This window comes from Crossiella sp. SN42 (assembly GCF_023897065.1).
GTDB lineage: Bacteria > Actinomycetota > Actinomycetes > Mycobacteriales > Pseudonocardiaceae > Crossiella.
This window is the reverse complement of record NZ_JAMHIV010000040.1, coordinates 1-17,775: the sequence shown is the minus strand read 5'-3', so window position 1 is coordinate 17,775 and position 17,775 is coordinate 1. Positions and strand designations below refer to the sequence as shown.

Below are 17,775 nucleotides of genomic sequence, written 5' to 3'. Positions count from 1 at the left end.
ACGCTCGGGAGGCAGGCATGGACGAGGTAAGGACCCTGGCCAGAGCCGGAGAGCAAGTCGGGCGCGCGTTGGGCACCGGCATCCACGTGGTGCGCAAGCGAGCCGAACAGGCAGGCGCGGAAGGGCTCAAGGCCACCAAGCGGGCGAGCCGGCGCGCGGAGAAGAAGCTGGCCAAGCGCGGGCTCACGCCGCAGCAGCTGGCGCACAGCGTCGCCGGCACGGCCGAGGAGTTCAGCCAGGAGCTCGGCAAGCGTGGCCGCAAGGCTCGCAAGGAGCTGGCCAAGGCGACCAAGCAGGCGCAGAAGGACCTCGGCCGTCGTGGCCGCAAGGCCAAGAAGCGCCTGGCCGCCCGGCTGGACCCGAAGCCGAAGCGCCGCAAGTGGCCGTTCGCGGTGCTGTTGCTCGGCGCTGCCGGTGCGGTGGCCGCGGTGGTGCTCGCCCGGCGACCGCAGGAGGTCAAGCCGGTGGTCGAGGAAGAGGAGCGCGACCGCGAGGAGCGCCCGGTGGGCAGCCCCTCGGACAACGGGCACCGCCCGGAGACCGCGCGCCAGAAGTGAGCCGGACGCGAGGAGGGGCCGGGTTCGCCCGGCCCCTCTCGCCGTTCACAGCTTCAGGTTGCCCGCCGCCACGGTGGCGATCCGCTTGGCCGCGATGGTGCGGTCCTGGTTCGTGGTCACCACGAGCGCGTACTCGCCCTTGGCCACCGCGAACACCGCGCCGCTGTCGGTCTTCTTCGACCCGCCCTTCCAGCCACCGGGCAGGTCGGCAGGCGAGGACCCGGCGACCGGCGCCTGGGCGTCCACCACCGCCTTGGCCCCTTCGGCGGATCCGCTGTAGATCCACACCATGGCCTGCACCGTCTTGTTGTCGGCCCGATAGAAGAAGCAGGCCGGGTTCGGTTTCCCCTCGGAGATCCGGACCTTGCCGACCCCTTGCCCGTTGGCCGCCCGCACCTCCTCCTTGTCCAGGTAGGGACAGGGACCGTCGGTGGCGGGCACCGGCACCGCGGGTGGCTGGGCGGGCCCGGCCGAGGTGGTCTCCTGAGCAGGCGGCGCCGAGGTCTGGGGCGGAGCCGAATCCTGCGGAGCGCCCCCACAAGCGGAGAGCGCCAAGAGCGCGGGCAGCACGAGCAGCAGTGGTCGTCTCATAACGCGGCCCACCCTAGAGCCCCCCGCGCCACCGCGTCAGCGCTTGAAGTCGATGATCACCAGGTGTCCCTGGTGCCGAACCGTGTAGGCCGCGTCCCGAACCAGCCCCACCGAAACCTCCATGCTGCCCCCGTGCCCAGGATCGTTCACCACAGCCCCACGCACCAACGGCAGTGAGTGGTTGACCACTCTCTCCCCGATCACCTCAACATAGGGCTCAGCCCCAGCAGGCGAAGGCAAGGCCAGCTTGAGAAACCGCTTCCCCCACAGCTGGGTAACCCGAAGATCGCTCTGCCCCCAGTAAGGCCGCTCCCCATCCAACTGTTGGAACAGCACAGACCCCGGAGCCTTGGCCCCCACGAACTCAAAGACCACCCGGTCATACCCGTCGTGGCTACCCGCCCGGAACTTCACCTGCGGCGGCCCCGCCACCGCGGCCGAAGCCGCCGGAGCCATCACCCCCACCACCGCGAACAACGAAACGACAACGACCGCCAACCGGCGGAAAACAGACATCGCTAAACACACCCCTGCGAAGATCGTCGATCCCTGACGACTCCCAGACGCAAAACCAACCCACCAGGTTGCCAAGCAAACGGTGGAACACAAACAACGAAGGAATAAGCGCCACTACCGGAGCGACCACCCAAGCGACCACCCAAGCGACTCCCCACAGGCGAACCCAAAGCCCTAAGACGCAAAGAAGGCGACACCAAGAGTTCGGTGCCGCCTAACAACGCGAGCGGGGGTCCGGGGGCAGCGCCCCCGGGCGGGGTCTGGGGGTTGCACCCCCAGTGTGATGACGAGACGACCCGGCGAGCGCTCTCCGCGAGCAGGGAGCCCCCATCGTCGAGTGGAGACGAGGGGAATCGAACCCCTAACCCCTGCCTTGCAAAGGCAGTGCTCTGCCAATTGAGCTACGTCCCCGTAGGACAACTGGCGAGGCCGCCGGTACCTGGACGGCCACGCCTTGCCCTTCGGTTCGACTCAGCCCTCGGTCGGAGCGGTGGCCTCACGCCACAGGTCCGCCTCGGCCTTCGCCGAACGGTTGCGCTTGACAAAGAAGAGCACGACGCCGGCAACTGCGGCAAGTGCCAGAAGCTTCTTCACGTACGTTCGCCTCCCAAAGCGGCACGCGGTTGGTGCCCGATACGGGTGCCCCCCCAAGGAGCAGCGGGCAGTGGGCCTGGGAGGACTTGAACCTCCGACCTCTTCATTATCAGTGAAGCGCTCTAACCACCTGAGCTACAGGCCCGTGAACCGAGGTGAACATTACCGGACGGGGTGCCCTCCGCCCAAATCGGGGGGCACCCCGTCCGGCAGTTCTACTCGCGCTCGGAGAGAGTGACCTCAACGCCGCCTGCCAGGTCGGCCGAGACGTTGTAGACGAACGCGCTGACCGTGGCCAGCGCGGTGAACAGCACGATGTTGACCACGCCCACCACAGCGGCGACGCCGAACACCCTGCCCGCGCTGATCAGCGGCTCAGCGCCACCGTCCGCGTTGGTCACCAGGTCCTTGTAGGTGTTGTTCAGCGAGTCCCAGACACCCATGCCCTGGAGCACGCCGTACAGCACACCGACCGCGACCAGCCACACGAAGAACAGCGCGACCGACAGCACCAGCGCGAGCTTGAGCACCGACCACGGATCCACCCGCTTGACCTGGAGGGCGGCCCGGCGCGGGCCCCTGCCGGTGCGGCGGGCGCTGGGTGCGGCCACCGCGGGTCGCGGCGTGGTCGCCGCTGCGGAGAAGTTGACCGTCTCCCGGCCCAGCGCGCCCAGCCCGTTGTCCGGCTGGGGCGCGGCCGCCGCGGTCCCGAACACCGTGGGGGCGTCGAGATCGGGCTGCGGCGGCGGGGAGTGCTCGACCGGAGCCGCAGGCCGGAACGCGGCCGTCGGCTGGTCGATCGAGCTCTCCCGCTGCGGTTCGGGAACAGGCGGTGCGCTCTGCTGGTTGGCGACGGTCACCCGTTGCCACGGCGGCGGGGCGGCCGATGCCTGCGCGAACTCCTCGGCCGGCGGCGCCGCGGGCGCGGGCTCGCCGGATTGCCCCGCCGCCACGGCACCGTCCGGTTTCTCGGTGATCACGGTGGCCTCGTCAGCAGGCTTGTCAGCCTGCTGTGCGGGGTTGTCCGGTTGGTTCGGTGAAGTCATCAGCAGTCCTAACCGACGGTGGTGTCCGTCGAAGAGACGCGTTCAGGCGACTATTCGTTGCTCTGCTCGGTGTCGTTCTCCTCGGGCGAGCCGTTTTCCGCCTCGGCGCCGTCCTCCAGCACCGAGCCATCCACCGGCTCGAGATCATTCTCCGGCTCAGCCTCCTGCTCGGCACTCCGGGCCACCGCCAGCAGCGTTGTCCCCTCACCGAGGTTCATCAGCCGAACACCCTTGGTCTGCCTACCCGCTTTACGGATCTCAGCCGCAGTGGTCCGGATCACACCACCCGTTGAGGTGATGGCGAAGATCTCGTCTTCCAGCTCTACCACCAACGCGCCGACAAGTCGCCCGCGCCGGGAGTCGTGCTGGATGGTGAGCACGCCCTTGCCGCCGCGGCCCTGCACCGGGTAGTCCTCGATCGGGGTCCGCTTGGCGTAGCCGCCGTCGGTGGCGATCAGCACGAACCGGTCTTCCTCGACCACGGCCATGGCCAGCAGCTCGTCACCGGAGTTGAACCGCATGCCCAGCACGCCGGAGGTGGCCCGGCCCATCGGCCGCAGCGCCTCGTCGGTGGCGTGGAACCGGATGGACTGACCACCGGCGGAGACCAGCAGCAGGTCCTGCTCGGCCGAGCACAGCACCGCGCCGACCAGCTCGTCGTCCTCGCGCAGGTTGATGCCGATCAGGCCACCGCTGCGGTTGGAGTCGAAGTCGGCCAGGCGGCTCTTCTTGACCAGGCCGTTCTTGGTCGCCAGCACCAGGTACGGCGCGACCTGGTAGTCCTTGATCTGGATGGCCTGGGCGATGTGCTCGTCCGGCTGGAAGGCCAGCAGGTTGGCCACGTGCTGCCCGCGCGCGTTGCGGTTGGCCTCGGGCAGCTCGAAGGCCTTGGCCCGGTAGACCCGGCCCTGGTTGGTGAAGAACAGGATCCAGTCGTGGGTGGAGCACACGAAGAAGTGCGCCACGATGTCGTCCTGCTTGAGCGCCGCGCCCTGCACGCCCTTGCCACCGCGCTTCTGCGCCCGGTACAGGTCGGTCTTGGTGCGCTTGGCGTAGCCGGTGCGGGTGATCGTGACCACCACGTCCTCGACCGCGATCAGGTCCTCCAGGGACATGTCGCCGTCGAACGGGATGATCCGGGTGCGCCGGTCGTCGCCGTACTTCTCCACGATGGCCATCAGCTCGTCGCGGATGATCTGCCGCTGCCGCTCGGGCTTGGCCAGGATGTCCTCGAGGTCGGCGATGGTGACCTCGATCTCGGCCAGCTCATCGACGATCTTCTGCCGCTCCAGGGCGGCCAGCCGGCGCAGCTGCATCTCCAGGATCGCGTTGGCCTGGATCTCGTCCACTTCGAGCAGCTCGATCAGCCCGGTGCGGGCGATGTCCACCGTGGCCGAGGAGCGGATCAGCGCGATCACCTGGTCGAGCAGGTCCAGCGCCTTGACCAGGCCGCGCAGGATGTGGGCGCGTTCCTCGGCCTTGCGCAGCCGGTACTTGGTCCGGCGGACGATGACCTCGATCTGGTGCTTCACGTAGTAGCGGATCATCTGGTCCAGCCGCAGCGTGCGCGGCACGCCGTCGACCAGGGCCAGCATGTTCACGCCGAAGGAGGTCTGCAGCTGGGTGTGCTTGTAGAGGTTGTTCAGCACCACCTTGGCCACGGCGTCCCGCTTGAGCGCGACCACGATCCGCATGCCGCTGCGGCTGTTGGACTCATCCGCGATGTCCGCGATCCCGGTGAGCTTGCCGTCCCTGACCAGGGTGGCGATGTTCTCCACCAGGTTGTCCGGGTTGACCTGGAACGGCAGCTCGGTGACCACGAGGATGGTGCGCCCCTTGGCGTCCTCCTCCACCTCGACCACCGAGCGCATCCGGACCGAGCCGCGGCCGGTGCGGTAGGCGTCCTCGATGCCCTGGGTGCCCAGGATCAGGCCCTTGGTCGGGAAGTCGGGACCCTTGATCCGCATCATCATCGCGGCCAGCGTCTCTTCGTCGCTGGCCTCGTAGTTCTCCAGCGCCCAGACCACGCCCTCGGCCACCTCACGCAGGTTGTGCGTGGGGATGTTGGTGGCCATGCCGACCGCGATCCCCTGGCTGCCGTTGACCAGCAGGTTGGGGATGCGCGCGGGCAGGACCCGAGGTTCCTTGGTCTTGCCGTCGTAGTTGTCGGCGAAGTCGACGGTGTCTTCTTCGATGTCGGCCAGCATGTGCATGGCCAGGTGGGTCAGCCGGGCCTCGGTGTACCGCATGGCCGCGGCCGGGTCGTTGCCGGAGGAGCCGAAGTTGCCCTGACCGTCCACCAGCGGGTTGCGCATCGACCACGGCTGCGCCAGGCGGACCAGCGCGTCGTAGATCGAGGAGTCACCGTGCGGGTGGTAGTTGCCCATGACGTCGCCGACCACGCGCGAGCACTTGACGTAGCTGCGGTCGGGGCGCAGGCCGGTGTCGAACATCGAGTAGAGCACCCGGCGGTGCACCGGCTTGAGGCCATCGCGCACGTCGGGCAGCGCCCGGCCGACGATGACGCTCATCGCGTAGTCGACGTAGGAGCGCTGCATCTCCTGCTGGAGATCGACCGGTTCGACGCGGTCGCCCGTCGGCGGGAGGATGTCGGTCACGACGAGAAGTCCCTTCTAAACGGCGAGCAGGTGGTGTGGTGCACGCCGAGGTCAGACATCGAGGAAGCGAACGTCCTTGGCATTGCGGGTGATGAAGGCGCGCCGGGACTCCACGTCCTCGCCCATCAGCACGCTGAACAGCTCGTCAGCGGTGGCCGCGTCGTCCAGGGTGACCTGGCGCAGCACCCGGTGGGCCGGGTCCATCGTGGTCTCCCACAGCTCGTCGGCGTTCATCTCGCCGAGACCCTTGTACCGCTGGATCGCGTCGTCCTTGGGCAGCTTGCGGCCGTTGGCCACGCCGGCCTGGATCAGGCCGTCGCGCTCGCGGTCGGAGTAGGCGAACTCCGGTTCCTGGCGCGGCCACTTGATCTTGTAGAGCGGCGGCTGGGCCAGGTAGACGTGCCCGTGCTCGATCAGCGGGCGCATGAAGCGGAACAGCAGGGTGAGCAGCAGCGTGGTGATGTGCTGGCCGTCCACGTCGGCGTCGGCCATCAGCACGACCTTGTGGTAGCGCAGCTTGGCCAGCTCGAACTCGTCGTGGATGCCGGTGCCGAGCGCAGTGATCAGGCTCTGCACCTCGTTGTTCTTCAGCACCTTGTCGATGCGTGCCTTCTCCACGTTGATGATCTTGCCTCGGATCGGCAGGATCGCCTGGAAGCGCGACTCCCTGCCTTCCTTGGCCGAGCCACCGGCGGAGTCGCCCTCGACGATGTAGAGCTCGCACTCCTCCGGGTTGTTGGAGCGGCAGTCCTTGAGCTTGCCGGGCAGGCCGCCGATCTCCAGCGCGCTCTTGCGCCGGACCAGCTCGCGCGCCTTGCGCGCGGCCGCGCGCGCCTGCGAGGAGGAGATGGCCTTGCTGATGATGGTCTTGGCGTCGGCCGGGTTGGCGTCGAACCAGTCGGGCAGGTGCTCGTTGCAGGTCTTCTGCACGAACGACTTGGCCTCGGTGTTGCCCAGCTTGGTCTTGGTCTGCCCCTCGAACTGGGGCTCCTTCAGCTTGATCGAGACGATCGCGGCCAGACCCTCGCGCACGTCCTCGCCGGAGAGGTTCGCGTCCTTCTCCTTGAGCAGCTTCTTCTCCCGCGCGTACTCGTTGATCACGCGGGTGAGCGCGGCGCGGAAACCCTCCTCGTGGCTGCCGCCCTCGTGCGTGTTGATCGTGTTGGCGAAGGTGAAGACCGACTCGGAGTAGCCGGTGTTCCACTGCATCGCGACCTCGACCTCAAGGCCCTCCGCCTTGGCGCCGAAGGAGATGATCTTCTTGTGCACCGACTCGCGGGTGGCGTTGATGTGCGTGACGAAGTCCTCGAGGCCGCCCGGGTAGCAGAAGGTCCGCTCCTTGATCGCGGCCTTGACCCCCTCGGCGTCCTCGACCTCGTCGGCCTCGCTGACCCGCTCGTCCCGCAGCGTGATGATCAGGCCCTTGTTCAGGAAGGCCATCTCCTGGAGCCGGCGGGAGACCGTCTCCGCGCTGTAGGTGGTGGTCTCGAAGATGTCCGGGTCGGCCCAGTAGGTGATGATCGTGCCGGTCTCGTCGGTCGGCTCACCCTTCACCAGCGGGTGCGCGGGCGCGGACTTCTCATACCGCTGGTTCCAGACGAAGCCGTCCCGGCGGATCTCCACGTCCAGCCGGGTGGCCAGCGCGTTCACCACGGACACGCCGACACCGTGCAGACCGCCGGAGACCGCGTAGGAGTCACCGCCGAACTTGCCGCCGGCGTGCAGGGTGGTCAGCACGACCTCGACCGCGGGGCGCTTCTCCACCGGGTGCTCGTCGACCGGGATGCCACGGCCGTCGTCGATGACCCGCACGCCGCCGTCGGCGAGCAGCGTGACCTCCACCTTGGTGGCGTGACCGGCCATCGCCTCGTCGACCGCGTTGTCCACGACCTCCCAGATGAGGTGGTGCAGGCCACGCTCACCGGTGGAGCCGATGTACATGCCGGGTCGCTTGCGGACGGCCTCAAGGCCTTCGAGCACGGTGATGGAGGACGCGCTGTACTCGTTGTTCGTATTGGCAGCCACAGGCCACTGTCTCCTCAGCTTGACGGCGTGCGCTTGGGTGCGGAGCACAACCTTGTCAATCCTACCGGTCCACCCGGACAGGAATGACCCTAGGACACCCCTGAGACGGTCATAGAAGACCGAAGAACAAGTTGTCCGAGTCCGGAGCGCGGAGAATCAGTGTCAAGAGGCCTGGGAGAAAATCAGCCGCGCCACGTCACCCATAGGTGTCTCGCGGGCCGCGGCCGGGCACGTGGCGTGGTCCGTACCGCCAGCTCGGCGCCGCCGGCCCCTGCACCCGCAGGCGTTTGACCACGTCTTTGCCCACGCCGGCGCGGATCTGACTGAGCAGCTGGCGCTGGAGCAGCTTGAGCTGGGTCGCCCATGCGGTGGAGCTGGCCTGCACGGTCAGCTCACCATCCTTGAGCGCGAGCGGGGTGGCGTGCTCGGCCACCTCGGCCCCGACCAGCTTGGCCCAGCTGCCGAACACGGTGCCACCGGAGAGCTTGTCGGTCCAGCCACGCTCGCTGGCGATCCGCGCGGCCAGCGCGCCCAGCGGCTGCGGGTCCCGGTGATCCACCCCCGGTCCCGACCACCGGCGGCGGCGCTGCGCGTTGGCCCCGCCCGCGCGCGGCGCCTGGGCGGCCTTGGCCGCGTCCCGCTTCAGCTTGTTGGCGGCGCGGGCCTCGGCCAGGGCCATCTTGGCCAAGTCGACCCCTCGCAGACCGTGTTCACCCTCCGCAGCGAAACCACCTGGAGAGGTGACAGAGGGTCGATCAGTGCCCGGGTCAGGTGGCGGCACATCCCCACGCGTGACGGAGTTATCCACATTATCCACAGGGTTGTCCCCAGGAGTGCGACGCGTCACACCCGGTTGACGGCTGGTCACCGGACACGCTGGACCTTCCCTTCACCCACCTCGTAGCGGGCGCCCGCAAGTTCGGCCGGGACGTCCTCGGCCACCGCGGCGGTGACCAGGACCTGCTCCGCGGCGGTGGCCACCTCGGCCAGCCGCTGCCGTCGCCGCCGGTCCAGCTCGGCGAACACGTCGTCGAGGATCAGCACCGGCTCGACGTCCTCCGCGCGCAGCAGCTCGAAGGCCGCCAGTCGCAGCGCGAGCGCGAAGGACCAGGACTCGCCGTGGCTGGCATATCCCTTGGCGGGCGTGCTGCCGAGGATCAGCTCCAGCTCGTCCCGGTGCGGGCCGATGAGACTGACCCCTCGGTCGATCTCCTGGGTCCGCACCTTGGCGACCTCGGCCAGCAGCACCGCTTCCAAGGTCGCGATGTCCGCGGGCGGACCGCCTGCCACACCGTAACCCTCCGGCAGGGCCGCACCCAGGCAACTGCGGTACTTCACCTCGGCGGGTCGCGACTCCGGCGCCACCCCGGCGTAGGCGGCGGAGACCAGCGGCTGCAGCGCGGCCACCAGGTCCAGCCGCGCGGCCAGCAGCACCGCGCCGTGCCTGGCCAGGTGCCCGTCCCACACGTCCAGGGTGCGAATATCACCGCTGCTGCCCGCCCGGCGCGCCGAACCTGCGGTTTTCAACAGGGCGCCGCGCTGCTTGAGCACTCGTTCATAATCCGCGCGCACACCGGCGAAGCGCGGCGCGCGCAGCACCAGCAGGTCGTCCAGGAACCGCCGCCGCTCGCCGGGATCGCCCCTGACCAGCGCCAGGTCCTCCGGCGCGAACAGCACGGTGCGCAGGATGCCGAGCACCTCCCTCGGCTTGGGCACCGGAGCCCGGTTGACCCTGGCCCGGTTCGCCTTGCCCGGGGTGATCTCCAGCTCGACCAGCAGCTCCCGGCCGTGGTGCACCACCGCGGTGCGCACCACCGACCGCGGCGCGCCCTGCCGGACCAGCGGCGCGTCCGTGGCCACCCGGTGCGAGGACAGGGTGGCCACGTAGCCGATGGCCTCGACCAGGTTGGTCTTGCCCTGGCCGTTCTGGCCGACCAGCACACTCGGCCCAGGCTCGAAGACCAGGTCGGCGGACTCCCAGGACCGGAAGTCGGCGACCTGCAACGCTCGGACGTACAACGCCTTACTTGGTCGATCCAGCGCCGGAGCTGGGACCGGCCTGGTGCACCGCGTGCCCGCCGAACTGGTTGCGCAGCGCGGCCACCGCGCGCATCGCGGGCGAGTCCTCCTGCCGCGAGGCGAACCGGGCGAACAGCGCGGCGGAGATCACCGGCGCGGGCACCGCGTGGTTGATCGCCTCCTCCACCGTCCACCGGCCCTCGCCGGAGTCCTCGACGTAGCCGCGCAGGTCGTCCAGCTCCGGGTCCGAGTCCAGCGCCCTGACCAGCAGGTCGAGCAGCCAGGACCGGACGACGGTGCCGCGCTGCCATGCCTTGATCACCGCGGGGGTGTCCGCGACCACCTCGGAGGCGTCCAGCAGCTCGAAGCCCTCGGCGTAGGCCTGCATCAGGCCGTACTCGATGCCGTTGTGCACCATCTTGGCGAAGTGCCCGGCGCCGACCTTGCCCGCGTGCGCGAAGCTCTCCTCGCGCGGGCCCTCCGGCCGCAGCGCGTCGAAGATCGGCAGCGCCCGCTCGACGAACTCCGGCTCGCCGCCGACCATCAGGCCGTAGCCGTTCTCCAGGCCCCAGACCCCGCCGGAGACACCGCAGTCCAGGTAGCCGATGCCGTTCTTCTCCAGCAGCGCGGCGTGCTTCTGGTCGTCGGTGAACCGGGAGTTGCCGCCCTCGATGATCAGGTCACCCTCGGACAGCAGGTCGTTGAGCTCCTCCACGGTCGCCTGGGTCGGGGCACCGGCCGGCACCATGATCCAGACGATCCGGGGAGCGGCCAGCCGCGAGACCAGGTCGGCCAGCGACTCGCTGTCGCTGACCTCCTGGTTGCGGTCGTACCCGATCACCTCGTGGCCCGCGCGGCGCAACCGCTCGCGCATGTTGAAGCCCATCTTGCCCAGGCCGACGAGTCCGAGCTGCACCACAGTTACGACCTTTCCTGACTACGAAGTGTTCGGGTTCCGGACCGGTCAGCCGGGCAGGCGGACCGGCATCAGCAGGTAGATGTAGCCGGGCTCGACCTCGCCCTCGGCGTCCACCGGCTTGATCAGCGCGGGACGGCTGGGCGTGGTGAAGGTCAGCTGCGCCTTGCCGGTGTGCATCGCGCCGAGGCCGTCGAGCAGGTAGCCCGGGTTGAACGCGATGGTCAGCGGATCGCCGGTGAGCTCGACCGGGAGCTCCTCCTCCGCGCTGCCCTCGTCGTCGCCGCCCGCGGACAGGCGCAGCGAGGCCTCGGTGAACTCCAGCCGGACCTGGGTGCCGCGCTCGGCGACCAGGGAGACGCGCTTGATCGCCTCGACCAGCGGGGCCACCTCGATCACCGCGGCCGCGGCGTGCTCGCTGGGCAGCAGCTGGCGGTACTTGGGGAACTCGGCGTCCAGCAGCCGGGTGGTGGTGCGGCGGCCGGAGCCGGAGAGGCCGAGCAGGCCGTCGGAGTCACCGAGGGAGAGCTCGATCTTGGAGCCGGAGCCGCCGAGGGTCTTCGCCGCGTCGGCCAGGGTCTTGGCCGGGACCAGCAGCGCGGTCGAGCCGACCTCGCCGCTGGGCTCCCAGGTGAACTCGCGCAGGGCGAGCCGGAAGCGGTCGGTGGCCACCAGGGTGACCTTCTCGTCCTCGATCTCCATCCGCACACCGGTCAGCATCGGCAGCGTGTCGTCCTTGCCCGCCGCGATGGCGACCTGGGCGACGGCGGGGCCGAAGCTTTCCGAGGGCAGGTGACCGGCCAGCTGCGGCATGGCGGGCAGCTGCGGGTAGTCCTCCACCGGCATGGTGGGCAGGCTGAACTTGGCGCTGCCGCAGGTGATGGTCACCCTGGCGCCGTCGACCGCGATCTCCACCGGGTGGTTGGGCAGCGACCTGGTGATGTCGGCCAGCAGCTTGCCGGAGACCAGGGTGCGACCGGCCGCGGAGATGGTGGCCGGCACGCCGATCTGGGCGGAGACCTCGTAGTCGAAACCGGAGACGGTCAACGTCTCCCCGTTGTCGCCGTCGGCTCCGCCCGCGTCCAGCAGCACTCCACCGAGCACCGGCACCGGAGGCCGGGAGGGCAGGCTGCGGGCGACCCAGGCGACGGCGTCGGCAAGGCCGTCCCGCTCGACGCGGATCTTCATGGCAGGTCCTTTCGGAGAATCGACGCGACCGTCACGGGCTCGGGCTGGGCAGGTCGTTCGCCGTCGGGTCGTGGGCCACGACGGCCCAGGGTTGGCGCAGCGACGCATCGAGGTCCGAGCGAGGCGGGCTCCACCGTAGAGGCTTCCGGGCCTGCTCGTCACCTCGACCCGTCCCCGACCGCGAGCCGTCCATCCCCAACTTCACGCCGCCTGTTCATCTTTTGATTTTTACTTCTTCGAAAGATCAAGACAGCAGCAGTAGTAAGGGTTGTGAGTTGTGTGGACAGCGTGAGTCTGCGCAGCTCAGGTGGTTTCTAGGGCTGTGGACTGTGGGTGTGTGCAACTGGTGAGAAACCGGGAGGACCGGTGGACAACTCCGCAGTTGGCAAAGAGCATCCACATGATCTGCGAGCTGTCCACAAGGTTGTCCCCAGCTGTTGGTGCGTTCATGCCCAGGCCCTCCACAGGCTGAGGGTGGTCCGGGTCTCCCTGGATGGGGGACAACTCGCCGAAACTTTCTCCAGAGTTGGTCCGATCGGGCGCTCCACACCGTCAGAAAAGTTCCAGCGGGCGTGGCCAGGTTCGGCGGGGACCTGCCACGGGCGGCCCGACTTTTCTCAGCTTGTGGGGTGCGCGGCGGGGCACCGCCGAACCAGAAAGTTCGGCGTGCGGCGGCCATGCCCTGGCATCCCCGTAGTCATCGGCGGCCGGAGCGGGGCACCCAAGAGAAGACGCCCGCCGGAGGGACTCTCCGACGGGCGTCTACGGCGTGCTGGGGGTCAGGCGCGGGCCCGCTGCTTGATCCGGGAGGTCAGCTCCTGGACCTGGTCGTAGATGCGGCGGCGCTCGGCCATCTCCTTGCGGATCTTCTTGTCCGCGTACATGACGGTGGTGTGGTCGCGGCCGCCGAAGGTCTGCCCGATCTTCGGCAGGGACAGGTCGGTCAGCTCGCGGCACAGGTACATGGCGATCTGCCTGGCCTGGGCCAGCGCCTTGGTCTTGCCGGGCCCGCACAGGTCGTCGATGCTCACCGCGAAGAACTCCGCGGTGACCGCCATGATCGTGGGCGCGGTGATCTCCGGCGCCTGCGAGTCCGGGATCAGGTCGCGCAGCACGATCTCGGCCAGCGGCACGTCCACCGGCTGCCGGTTCAGCGAGGCGAACGCGGTGACCCTGATCAGCGCGCCCTCCAGCTCGCGGATGTTGCGCTCGATCCGGGCGGCGATGAACTCCAGCACCTCGGCGGGCGCGGCCAGCCGGTCCTGCGCCGCCTTCTTGCGCAGGATCGCGATCCGGGTCTCCAGCTCGGGCGGCTGGATGTCGGTGATCAGGCCCCACTCGAACCGCGTGCGCAGCCGGTCCTCCAGGGTCTCCAGCCGCTTGGGCGGCCGGTCCGAGGACACCACGATCTGCTTGTTCGCGTTGTGCAGGGTGTTGAAGGTGTGGAAGAACTCCTCCTGCGTGCCTTCCTTGCCCTCCAGGAACTGGATGTCGTCGACCAGGAGCACGTCGACGTCCCGGTAGCGGCGCTGGAAGGCGACCTTGCGGTCGTCACGCAGTGAGTTGATGAAGTCGTTGGTGAACTCCTCGGTCGAGACGTACCGCACCCGCATGCCCTGGAAGAGCCGCTGTGCGTAGTGCCCGACCGCGTGCAGCAGGTGGGTCTTGCCGAGACCGGACTCGCCCCAGATGAACAGTGGGTTGTACGCCCTGGCCGGCGCCTCGGCCACGGCCACCGCCGCGGCGTGCGCGAACCGGTTGGACGCGCCGATGACGAAGGTGTCGAAGGTGTACTTCTCGTTCAGCCTGGTCTGCGGGTTGCTCGGCGAGCGGGCCGGCTGACCAGCGGAGTTGCCGGAGTACTTGGGCCATATCTCGTGCACCGCGGCGAGCGCCTCGCGCTCCTCGTCCACCTCGTCCTCGGTGTCCCCGCCCTCGGCCTGCACCGCGACCGTGGGCAGCGGGCCGACCTGCGGCAACCCGGTGGCCGGGACCGGCGTGGTGGCCATCCCGTTCGGCAGCGGGGCCAGCGGCAGCGGGATCGCGGGCATCGTCGGCTGTTCCAGCGACGGGCCCGCGTGCGAGGGCGCGCTCACCGGGGGCGGCGCGACCGGTTTGGGCGGGGCGGGGCTCAGCGGGGCGCTGTCCACCTTCACCGCGAGCGAGACGTCCCGGCCGAGGTGACGGGAGAGCGCGGCGGTGATCGGTTCGCGCAGCGCGCGTTCGATGGCGTCCTTGGCGAAGTCACTCGGCGCGGCCAGCAGGGCCGTGCCGTCGAGCAGGCCGATCGGGCGGGTCACCCGCATCCAGGCTCGTTGTTGGGGGGAAAGGGTGCCGGAGGACAGCTCCTGCACTACGCGTTCCCAAACGAGTCCCAGCTCGGCGTGGGTGTCGGACACTTGCTCCGCTCCCTCCCCTCGTGTCAGCGCCGCGCGAACACCAAACGTGAGATGTCCACAGAGTTGTCCACAACTGTGCACGAAGGCGGGATGGCCCGCACACGGACCCCCCCGTAAACGCGGAAGGGGCAAACTAGCAACCGTCGACGGCACCCACAAGGTCTGCCCGGTCACTCACCCCGCCCGATGTGGCGGAACGGGGGGCGGATTTGAGATGACGGCGGGTGATAAGTACCCTCGGATGGTCTCCCGCGTACCGACGGGTGCGTTTGCCGTGCCTGTCATGGTCGTCTGATCATGGTGATCGCGACGGAGACAACCCTAGACCTGCTTCACCCATGTACCGGGAGAACCGACCGTGAGCAAGCGCACCTTCCAGCCCAACAACCGTCGTCGCGCGAAGACCCACGGCTTCCGGCTGCGGATGCGTACCCGTGCCGGCCGCGCGATCCTGGCTGCTCGCCGCCGCAAGGGCCGCGCCGAGCTGTCCGCCTGAGACACCCGCCGCCGTGCTCCCCGCGGCTGCCCGGCTCACCCGTAGCCAGGACTTCGGCCTGGTGGTACGCCGGGGCCGCCGCGTTGGGCGACCCCGGCTGGTGGTGCACGCGCACCTGTCGAACCCGCCCACCCCTGGCGAGTCCTTCTCGCCGAGGGTGGGTTTCGTCGTGAGTAAGGCAGTGGGCAACTCCGTGGTCCGGCACCGGGTCTCCCGCCGGCTCCGGCACCTCGTGCGCGACCGGATCGACCGGTTGCCGCCGGGCAGCGCCCTGGTGGTGCGCGCCCTGCCCGCCTCGGCGGAGGCCACCAGCGCCCAGCTGGGCGGCGATCTCGACTCGGCCCTCCGCAAGCTCGGCCTGCCCGCACCAGGTGGTGCGGGGTGAGCGCCGGGCGGGCCGGGCCGCTGGCCACCGTGCTGCTGTGGCCGATCCGGTTCTACCGCCGGTTCATCTCTCCCGCTCTTCCCCCGACGTGCCGCTTCTACCCGAGCTGCAGTCACTACGCGGTCGAGGCGCTGACCACTCATGGCGCCTTCCGCGGGTCGTGGCTCACCGTGCGCAGGCTGTTGCGCTGCGGACCCTGGCACCCTGGAGGCCTGGACCCCGTTCCGCCGCCCCGCGACCGTGCTTCGGAGCGGGCTTCATGCAAATCCGCTGAGGAGTAGTTCGTGCTCGACTTCATCAACTACCCCGTGTCAGCCATCATGTGGTTCTGGCACAAGGTGCTCAGCTACGTCATCCCGGAGACCAGCGGGGTGAACTGGGCCCTGTCGGTGATGCTCCTCGTGTTCACCCTGCGCGCGCTGCTGTTCAAGCCGTTCGTCAAGCAGGTGCGCTCGATGCGCAAGATGGCGGAGTTCCAGCCGCAGCTGGCCAAGCTGCGGGAGAAGTACGGCAACGACAAGCAGCGCATGGCCCAGGAGATGCAGAAGCTCCAGGCCGAGGGCGGGTTCAACCCGCTGGGCGGCTGCCTGCCGATGCTGGTCCAGATGCCGGTGTTCCTCGGTCTGCTCAACGTGCTGCAGGGCTTCAAGCCGGGCGCCACGAGCAACTACATCTTCGGCCAGCCCGAGGTGAGCTCCTTCCTCGCCTCGAAGCTGTTCGGCGTGAACCTGTCCGCGGCGATCCGGATGAGCGGCGCGGACCTGGCCGTCATCGGCACCGACCGCACCGCCCTGCTGCTGCTGGCCATCCCGCTGATGGTGCTGGCCTCGGTGCTGACCCACCTGACCGCGCGGCACTCGGTGGCCCGCCAGTCCGCGACCGCGGCGGCCAACCCGCAGTCGGCGATGATGAACAAGCTGATGCTGTACTTGTTCCCGCTCGCGGTGCTCGTCGGTGGTCCGTTCTTCCCGGTGGCGATGCTGCTGTACTGGCTGAGCAACAACACCTGGACCCTTGGTCAGCAGTACGTGGTGTACCACCGCATCGACCGGGAGGAAGAGGAGAAGAAGGCCGCGGCCATCGAGAAGCGGCAGAACCTCGGCCCCAAGCCCGGTCAGAAGCCGCAGCCGGGTCAGAAGCCCGCGCCCGGCCAGAAGCCGGTGCGCAAGCGCCCGGCCAACGCCGCTCCGCAGGCCGCCTCCCCCACCACCTCCTCGGCCGACAAGAACAAGGACACCTCCGCCTCGACCGGGTCGGAGAAGAGCAATGCCCCGCGCAACGGTTCGGACGCGGCCAAGTCCACGGACTCCGCCGCCGCGAAGCCCGGTGAGGTCCCCGGGATCATCCAGAGCCGGTCGACGGGCAAGAAGCAGACCCGCAAGCGCCGCTGAGTCGGCTGCTACATGGAAGGAGACACCGTGTCGGAGACCTTGCAGGCGACCGAACAAGGAACGGACGCCGCTACTCCGGACGCCGGTAACGACGAGAGCCTGTTGGTGCGCGAAGGGGACATCGCGGGCGACTACCTGGAAAAGCTGCTCGACCTGCTCGACTACGACGGCGACATCGACCTGGACGTCGAGGCGGGCCGCGCGATCGTGAGCATCGATGGTGGCGAAGACCTGGAGAAGCTCGTCGGTCGCCGCGGTGAGGTCCTGGAATCCCTCCAGGAGCTGACCCGCCTCGCGGTCCAGCAGTCCACCGGTAGCCGCAGCCGCCTGATGCTCGACGTCGCCCAGTGGCGCGCCGACCGCCGGGCCGAACTGAGCGAGCTGGGCAAGTCCACCGCCGAGGAAGTCCTGGCGACGGAGAAGCCCAAGCGCCTGCGCACCATGACCCCGTTTGAGCGCAAGGTCGTGCACGACGCGGTCGCCGCCGTCGCGGGCGTGCACAGCGAAAGCGAAGGCGAAGAACCCCACCGCCGCGTGGTGGTCTTCCCCACCAGCTGACCCCAGCAAGAACCACAGACGCCCGGCCGGGACTCCCCCGGCCGGGCGTTTCGCTTTGCACCCAGCCCCTGGCGCGTGCGCACTGACGCGTCGCCCCCTGGCGCGCGCGGCGTGGGGCGGCGACACTCCCCCGCCAGCCGCCAGCCGCCAGCCGCCAGCCGCCAGCCGCCAGCCGCCAGCCGCCAGCCGGTGCGCCGCAGGCCGGGCTGCGGCTGGGACAGACGCACGGCCCGGCGGCGTGGCGGCTCGGCGACGTGGGCGGCCCGGCGGTGGGAGTGGGCGGGCGGCGCGTAGGCGGTGCTGGCGCATGGGCTGGCGTGTGCGCCTGAGGCCGGCCGGGTGGCAGTGGGCGGTGCTAGCGATGTCGCTGGCGGAGCTGGGATGAGCGCAGGCTCAAGTTGGGACTGGCGGTGGGGCTGGAACCTTGCCGGGGCCGGGGCCGGGGCCGGGGCCGGGAGCGGGGCTGGGAGTGGGGC

The 17,775-nt window shown here is 69.3% G+C and carries 17 protein-coding genes and 2 tRNA genes; 6 read left to right on the top strand and 13 right to left on the bottom strand.

Translation table 11 applies throughout. The annotated features are described in order from the left end of the window. The first annotated feature begins 17 nt into the window (after positions 1-17). Positions 18-557, top strand: coding sequence for a hypothetical protein (locus M8C13_RS37055; RefSeq protein WP_252485468.1), 540 nt, complete (start codon positions 18-20; stop codon positions 555-557). Between the two features lie 45 nt (positions 558-602). Here M8C13_RS37055 and M8C13_RS37050 read toward each other — a convergent pair whose 3' ends face one another. From M8C13_RS37050 to dnaA, 13 genes are all read right to left on the bottom strand, one after another. Next, a complete protein-coding gene (locus M8C13_RS37050) occupies positions 603-1,148 on the bottom strand; it encodes a DUF2020 domain-containing protein (protein ID WP_252485467.1) in 546 nt (181 codons plus the stop codon). Positions 1,149-1,184: 36 nt separating this feature from the next. Continuing rightward, a complete protein-coding gene (locus M8C13_RS37045) occupies positions 1,185-1,664 on the bottom strand; it encodes a hypothetical protein (protein WP_252485466.1) in 480 nt (159 codons plus the stop codon). Between the two features lie 338 nt (positions 1,665-2,002). Then, positions 2,003-2,075, bottom strand: a tRNA-Ala gene (locus M8C13_RS37040). Positions 2,076-2,135: 60 nt separating this feature from the next. Then, positions 2,136-2,258, bottom strand: a complete 123-nt coding sequence (locus M8C13_RS37035) for a DLW-39 family protein (protein WP_209707217.1) — start codon at positions 2,256-2,258, stop codon at positions 2,136-2,138. 71 nt (positions 2,259-2,329) lie between these two features. Continuing rightward, positions 2,330-2,403: transfer RNA gene (locus tag M8C13_RS37030), tRNA-Ile, on the bottom strand. Between the two features lie 70 nt (positions 2,404-2,473). After that, positions 2,474-3,304 carry a DUF3566 domain-containing protein gene (locus M8C13_RS37025; RefSeq protein ID WP_252485465.1) on the bottom strand — a complete coding sequence of 277 codons (831 nt, stop codon included), beginning with the start codon at positions 3,302-3,304 and terminating at the stop codon, positions 2,474-2,476. 50 nt (positions 3,305-3,354) lie between these two features. Then, the gene (gene gyrA / locus M8C13_RS37020; RefSeq protein WP_252485464.1) at positions 3,355-5,922 is read right to left on the bottom strand and encodes a DNA gyrase subunit A; all 2,568 of its coding nucleotides are present in this window, start codon (positions 5,920-5,922) and stop codon (positions 3,355-3,357) included. A gap of 51 nt (positions 5,923-5,973) precedes the next feature. After that, positions 5,974-7,947, bottom strand: a complete 1,974-nt coding sequence (gene gyrB / locus M8C13_RS37015) for a DNA topoisomerase (ATP-hydrolyzing) subunit B (protein ID WP_252485463.1) — start codon at positions 7,945-7,947, stop codon at positions 5,974-5,976. Positions 7,948-8,143: 196 nt separating this feature from the next. Beyond that, positions 8,144-8,626 (bottom strand): DciA family protein, encoded by a 483-nt coding sequence (locus M8C13_RS37010; protein WP_252485531.1) that lies wholly within the window; start codon positions 8,624-8,626, stop codon positions 8,144-8,146. A gap of 185 nt (positions 8,627-8,811) precedes the next feature. Then, complete coding sequence (gene recF, locus M8C13_RS37005; protein WP_252485462.1) at positions 8,812-9,966, bottom strand: DNA replication/repair protein RecF; 1,155 nt, start codon at positions 9,964-9,966, stop codon at positions 8,812-8,814. 4 nt (positions 9,967-9,970) lie between these two features. Next, positions 9,971-10,885 (bottom strand): phosphogluconate dehydrogenase (NAD(+)-dependent, decarboxylating), encoded by a 915-nt coding sequence (gnd, locus tag M8C13_RS37000; RefSeq protein ID WP_252485461.1) that lies wholly within the window; start codon positions 10,883-10,885, stop codon positions 9,971-9,973. A 45-nt stretch (positions 10,886-10,930) separates the two neighbouring features. Next, positions 10,931-12,070: a DNA polymerase III subunit beta gene (dnaN, locus tag M8C13_RS36995; RefSeq protein ID WP_252485460.1), complete on the bottom strand. Its 1,140-nt coding sequence runs from the start codon at positions 12,068-12,070 to the stop codon at positions 10,931-10,933. 779 nt (positions 12,071-12,849) lie between these two features. Then, positions 12,850-14,469, bottom strand: a complete 1,620-nt coding sequence (dnaA, locus tag M8C13_RS36990; protein WP_252485459.1) for a chromosomal replication initiator protein DnaA — start codon at positions 14,467-14,469, stop codon at positions 12,850-12,852. Positions 14,470-14,827: 358 nt separating this feature from the next. On the opposite strand from dnaA, the gene rpmH reads away from it, so the two are divergent. Genes rpmH through M8C13_RS36965 form a run of 5 tightly spaced genes read left to right on the top strand, consistent with a single transcriptional unit; the run spans position 14,828 to position 17,299 of the window. After that, entirely contained in the window at positions 14,828-14,965 is a 138-nt protein-coding gene (gene rpmH, locus M8C13_RS36985; RefSeq protein ID WP_010849920.1) for a 50S ribosomal protein L34, read from the top strand. Between the two features lie 13 nt (positions 14,966-14,978). After that, complete coding sequence (gene rnpA, locus M8C13_RS36980) at positions 14,979-15,350, top strand: ribonuclease P protein component (protein ID WP_252485458.1); 372 nt, start codon at positions 14,979-14,981, stop codon at positions 15,348-15,350. Then, the gene (yidD, locus tag M8C13_RS36975; protein WP_252485457.1) at positions 15,347-15,631 is read left to right on the top strand and encodes a membrane protein insertion efficiency factor YidD; all 285 of its coding nucleotides are present in this window, start codon (positions 15,347-15,349) and stop codon (positions 15,629-15,631) included. Before rnpA ends, yidD begins: the two co-directional genes overlap by 4 nt. A gap of 3 nt (positions 15,632-15,634) precedes the next feature. Then, entirely contained in the window at positions 15,635-16,741 is a 1,107-nt protein-coding gene (gene yidC, locus M8C13_RS36970) for a membrane protein insertase YidC (RefSeq protein ID WP_252485456.1), read from the top strand. 27 nt (positions 16,742-16,768) lie between these two features. After that, entirely contained in the window at positions 16,769-17,299 is a 531-nt protein-coding gene (locus M8C13_RS36965) for a R3H domain-containing nucleic acid-binding protein (protein WP_252485455.1), read from the top strand. Positions 17,300-17,775 lie beyond the last annotated feature (476 nt).

Excerpts from the sequence above, each read along its gene's own strand:
- M8C13_RS37055 (WP_252485468.1), top strand. The coding sequence starts at position 18 with ATGGACGAGGTAAGGACCCTGGCCAGAGCCGGAGAGCAAGTCGGGCGC.
- M8C13_RS37050 (WP_252485467.1), bottom strand. The coding sequence starts at position 1,148 with ATGAGACGACCACTGCTGCTCGTGCTGCCCGCGCTCTTGGCGCTCTCC.
- M8C13_RS37045 (WP_252485466.1), bottom strand. The coding sequence starts at position 1,664 with ATGTCTGTTTTCCGCCGGTTGGCGGTCGTTGTCGTTTCGTTGTTCGCG.
- M8C13_RS37025 (WP_252485465.1), bottom strand. The coding sequence starts at position 3,304 with ATGACTTCACCGAACCAACCGGACAACCCCGCACAGCAGGCTGACAAG.
- M8C13_RS37010 (WP_252485531.1), bottom strand. The coding sequence starts at position 8,626 with ATGGCCCTGGCCGAGGCCCGCGCCGCCAACAAGCTGAAGCGGGACGCG.
- dnaN (WP_252485460.1), bottom strand. The coding sequence starts at position 12,070 with ATGAAGATCCGCGTCGAGCGGGACGGCCTTGCCGACGCCGTCGCCTGG.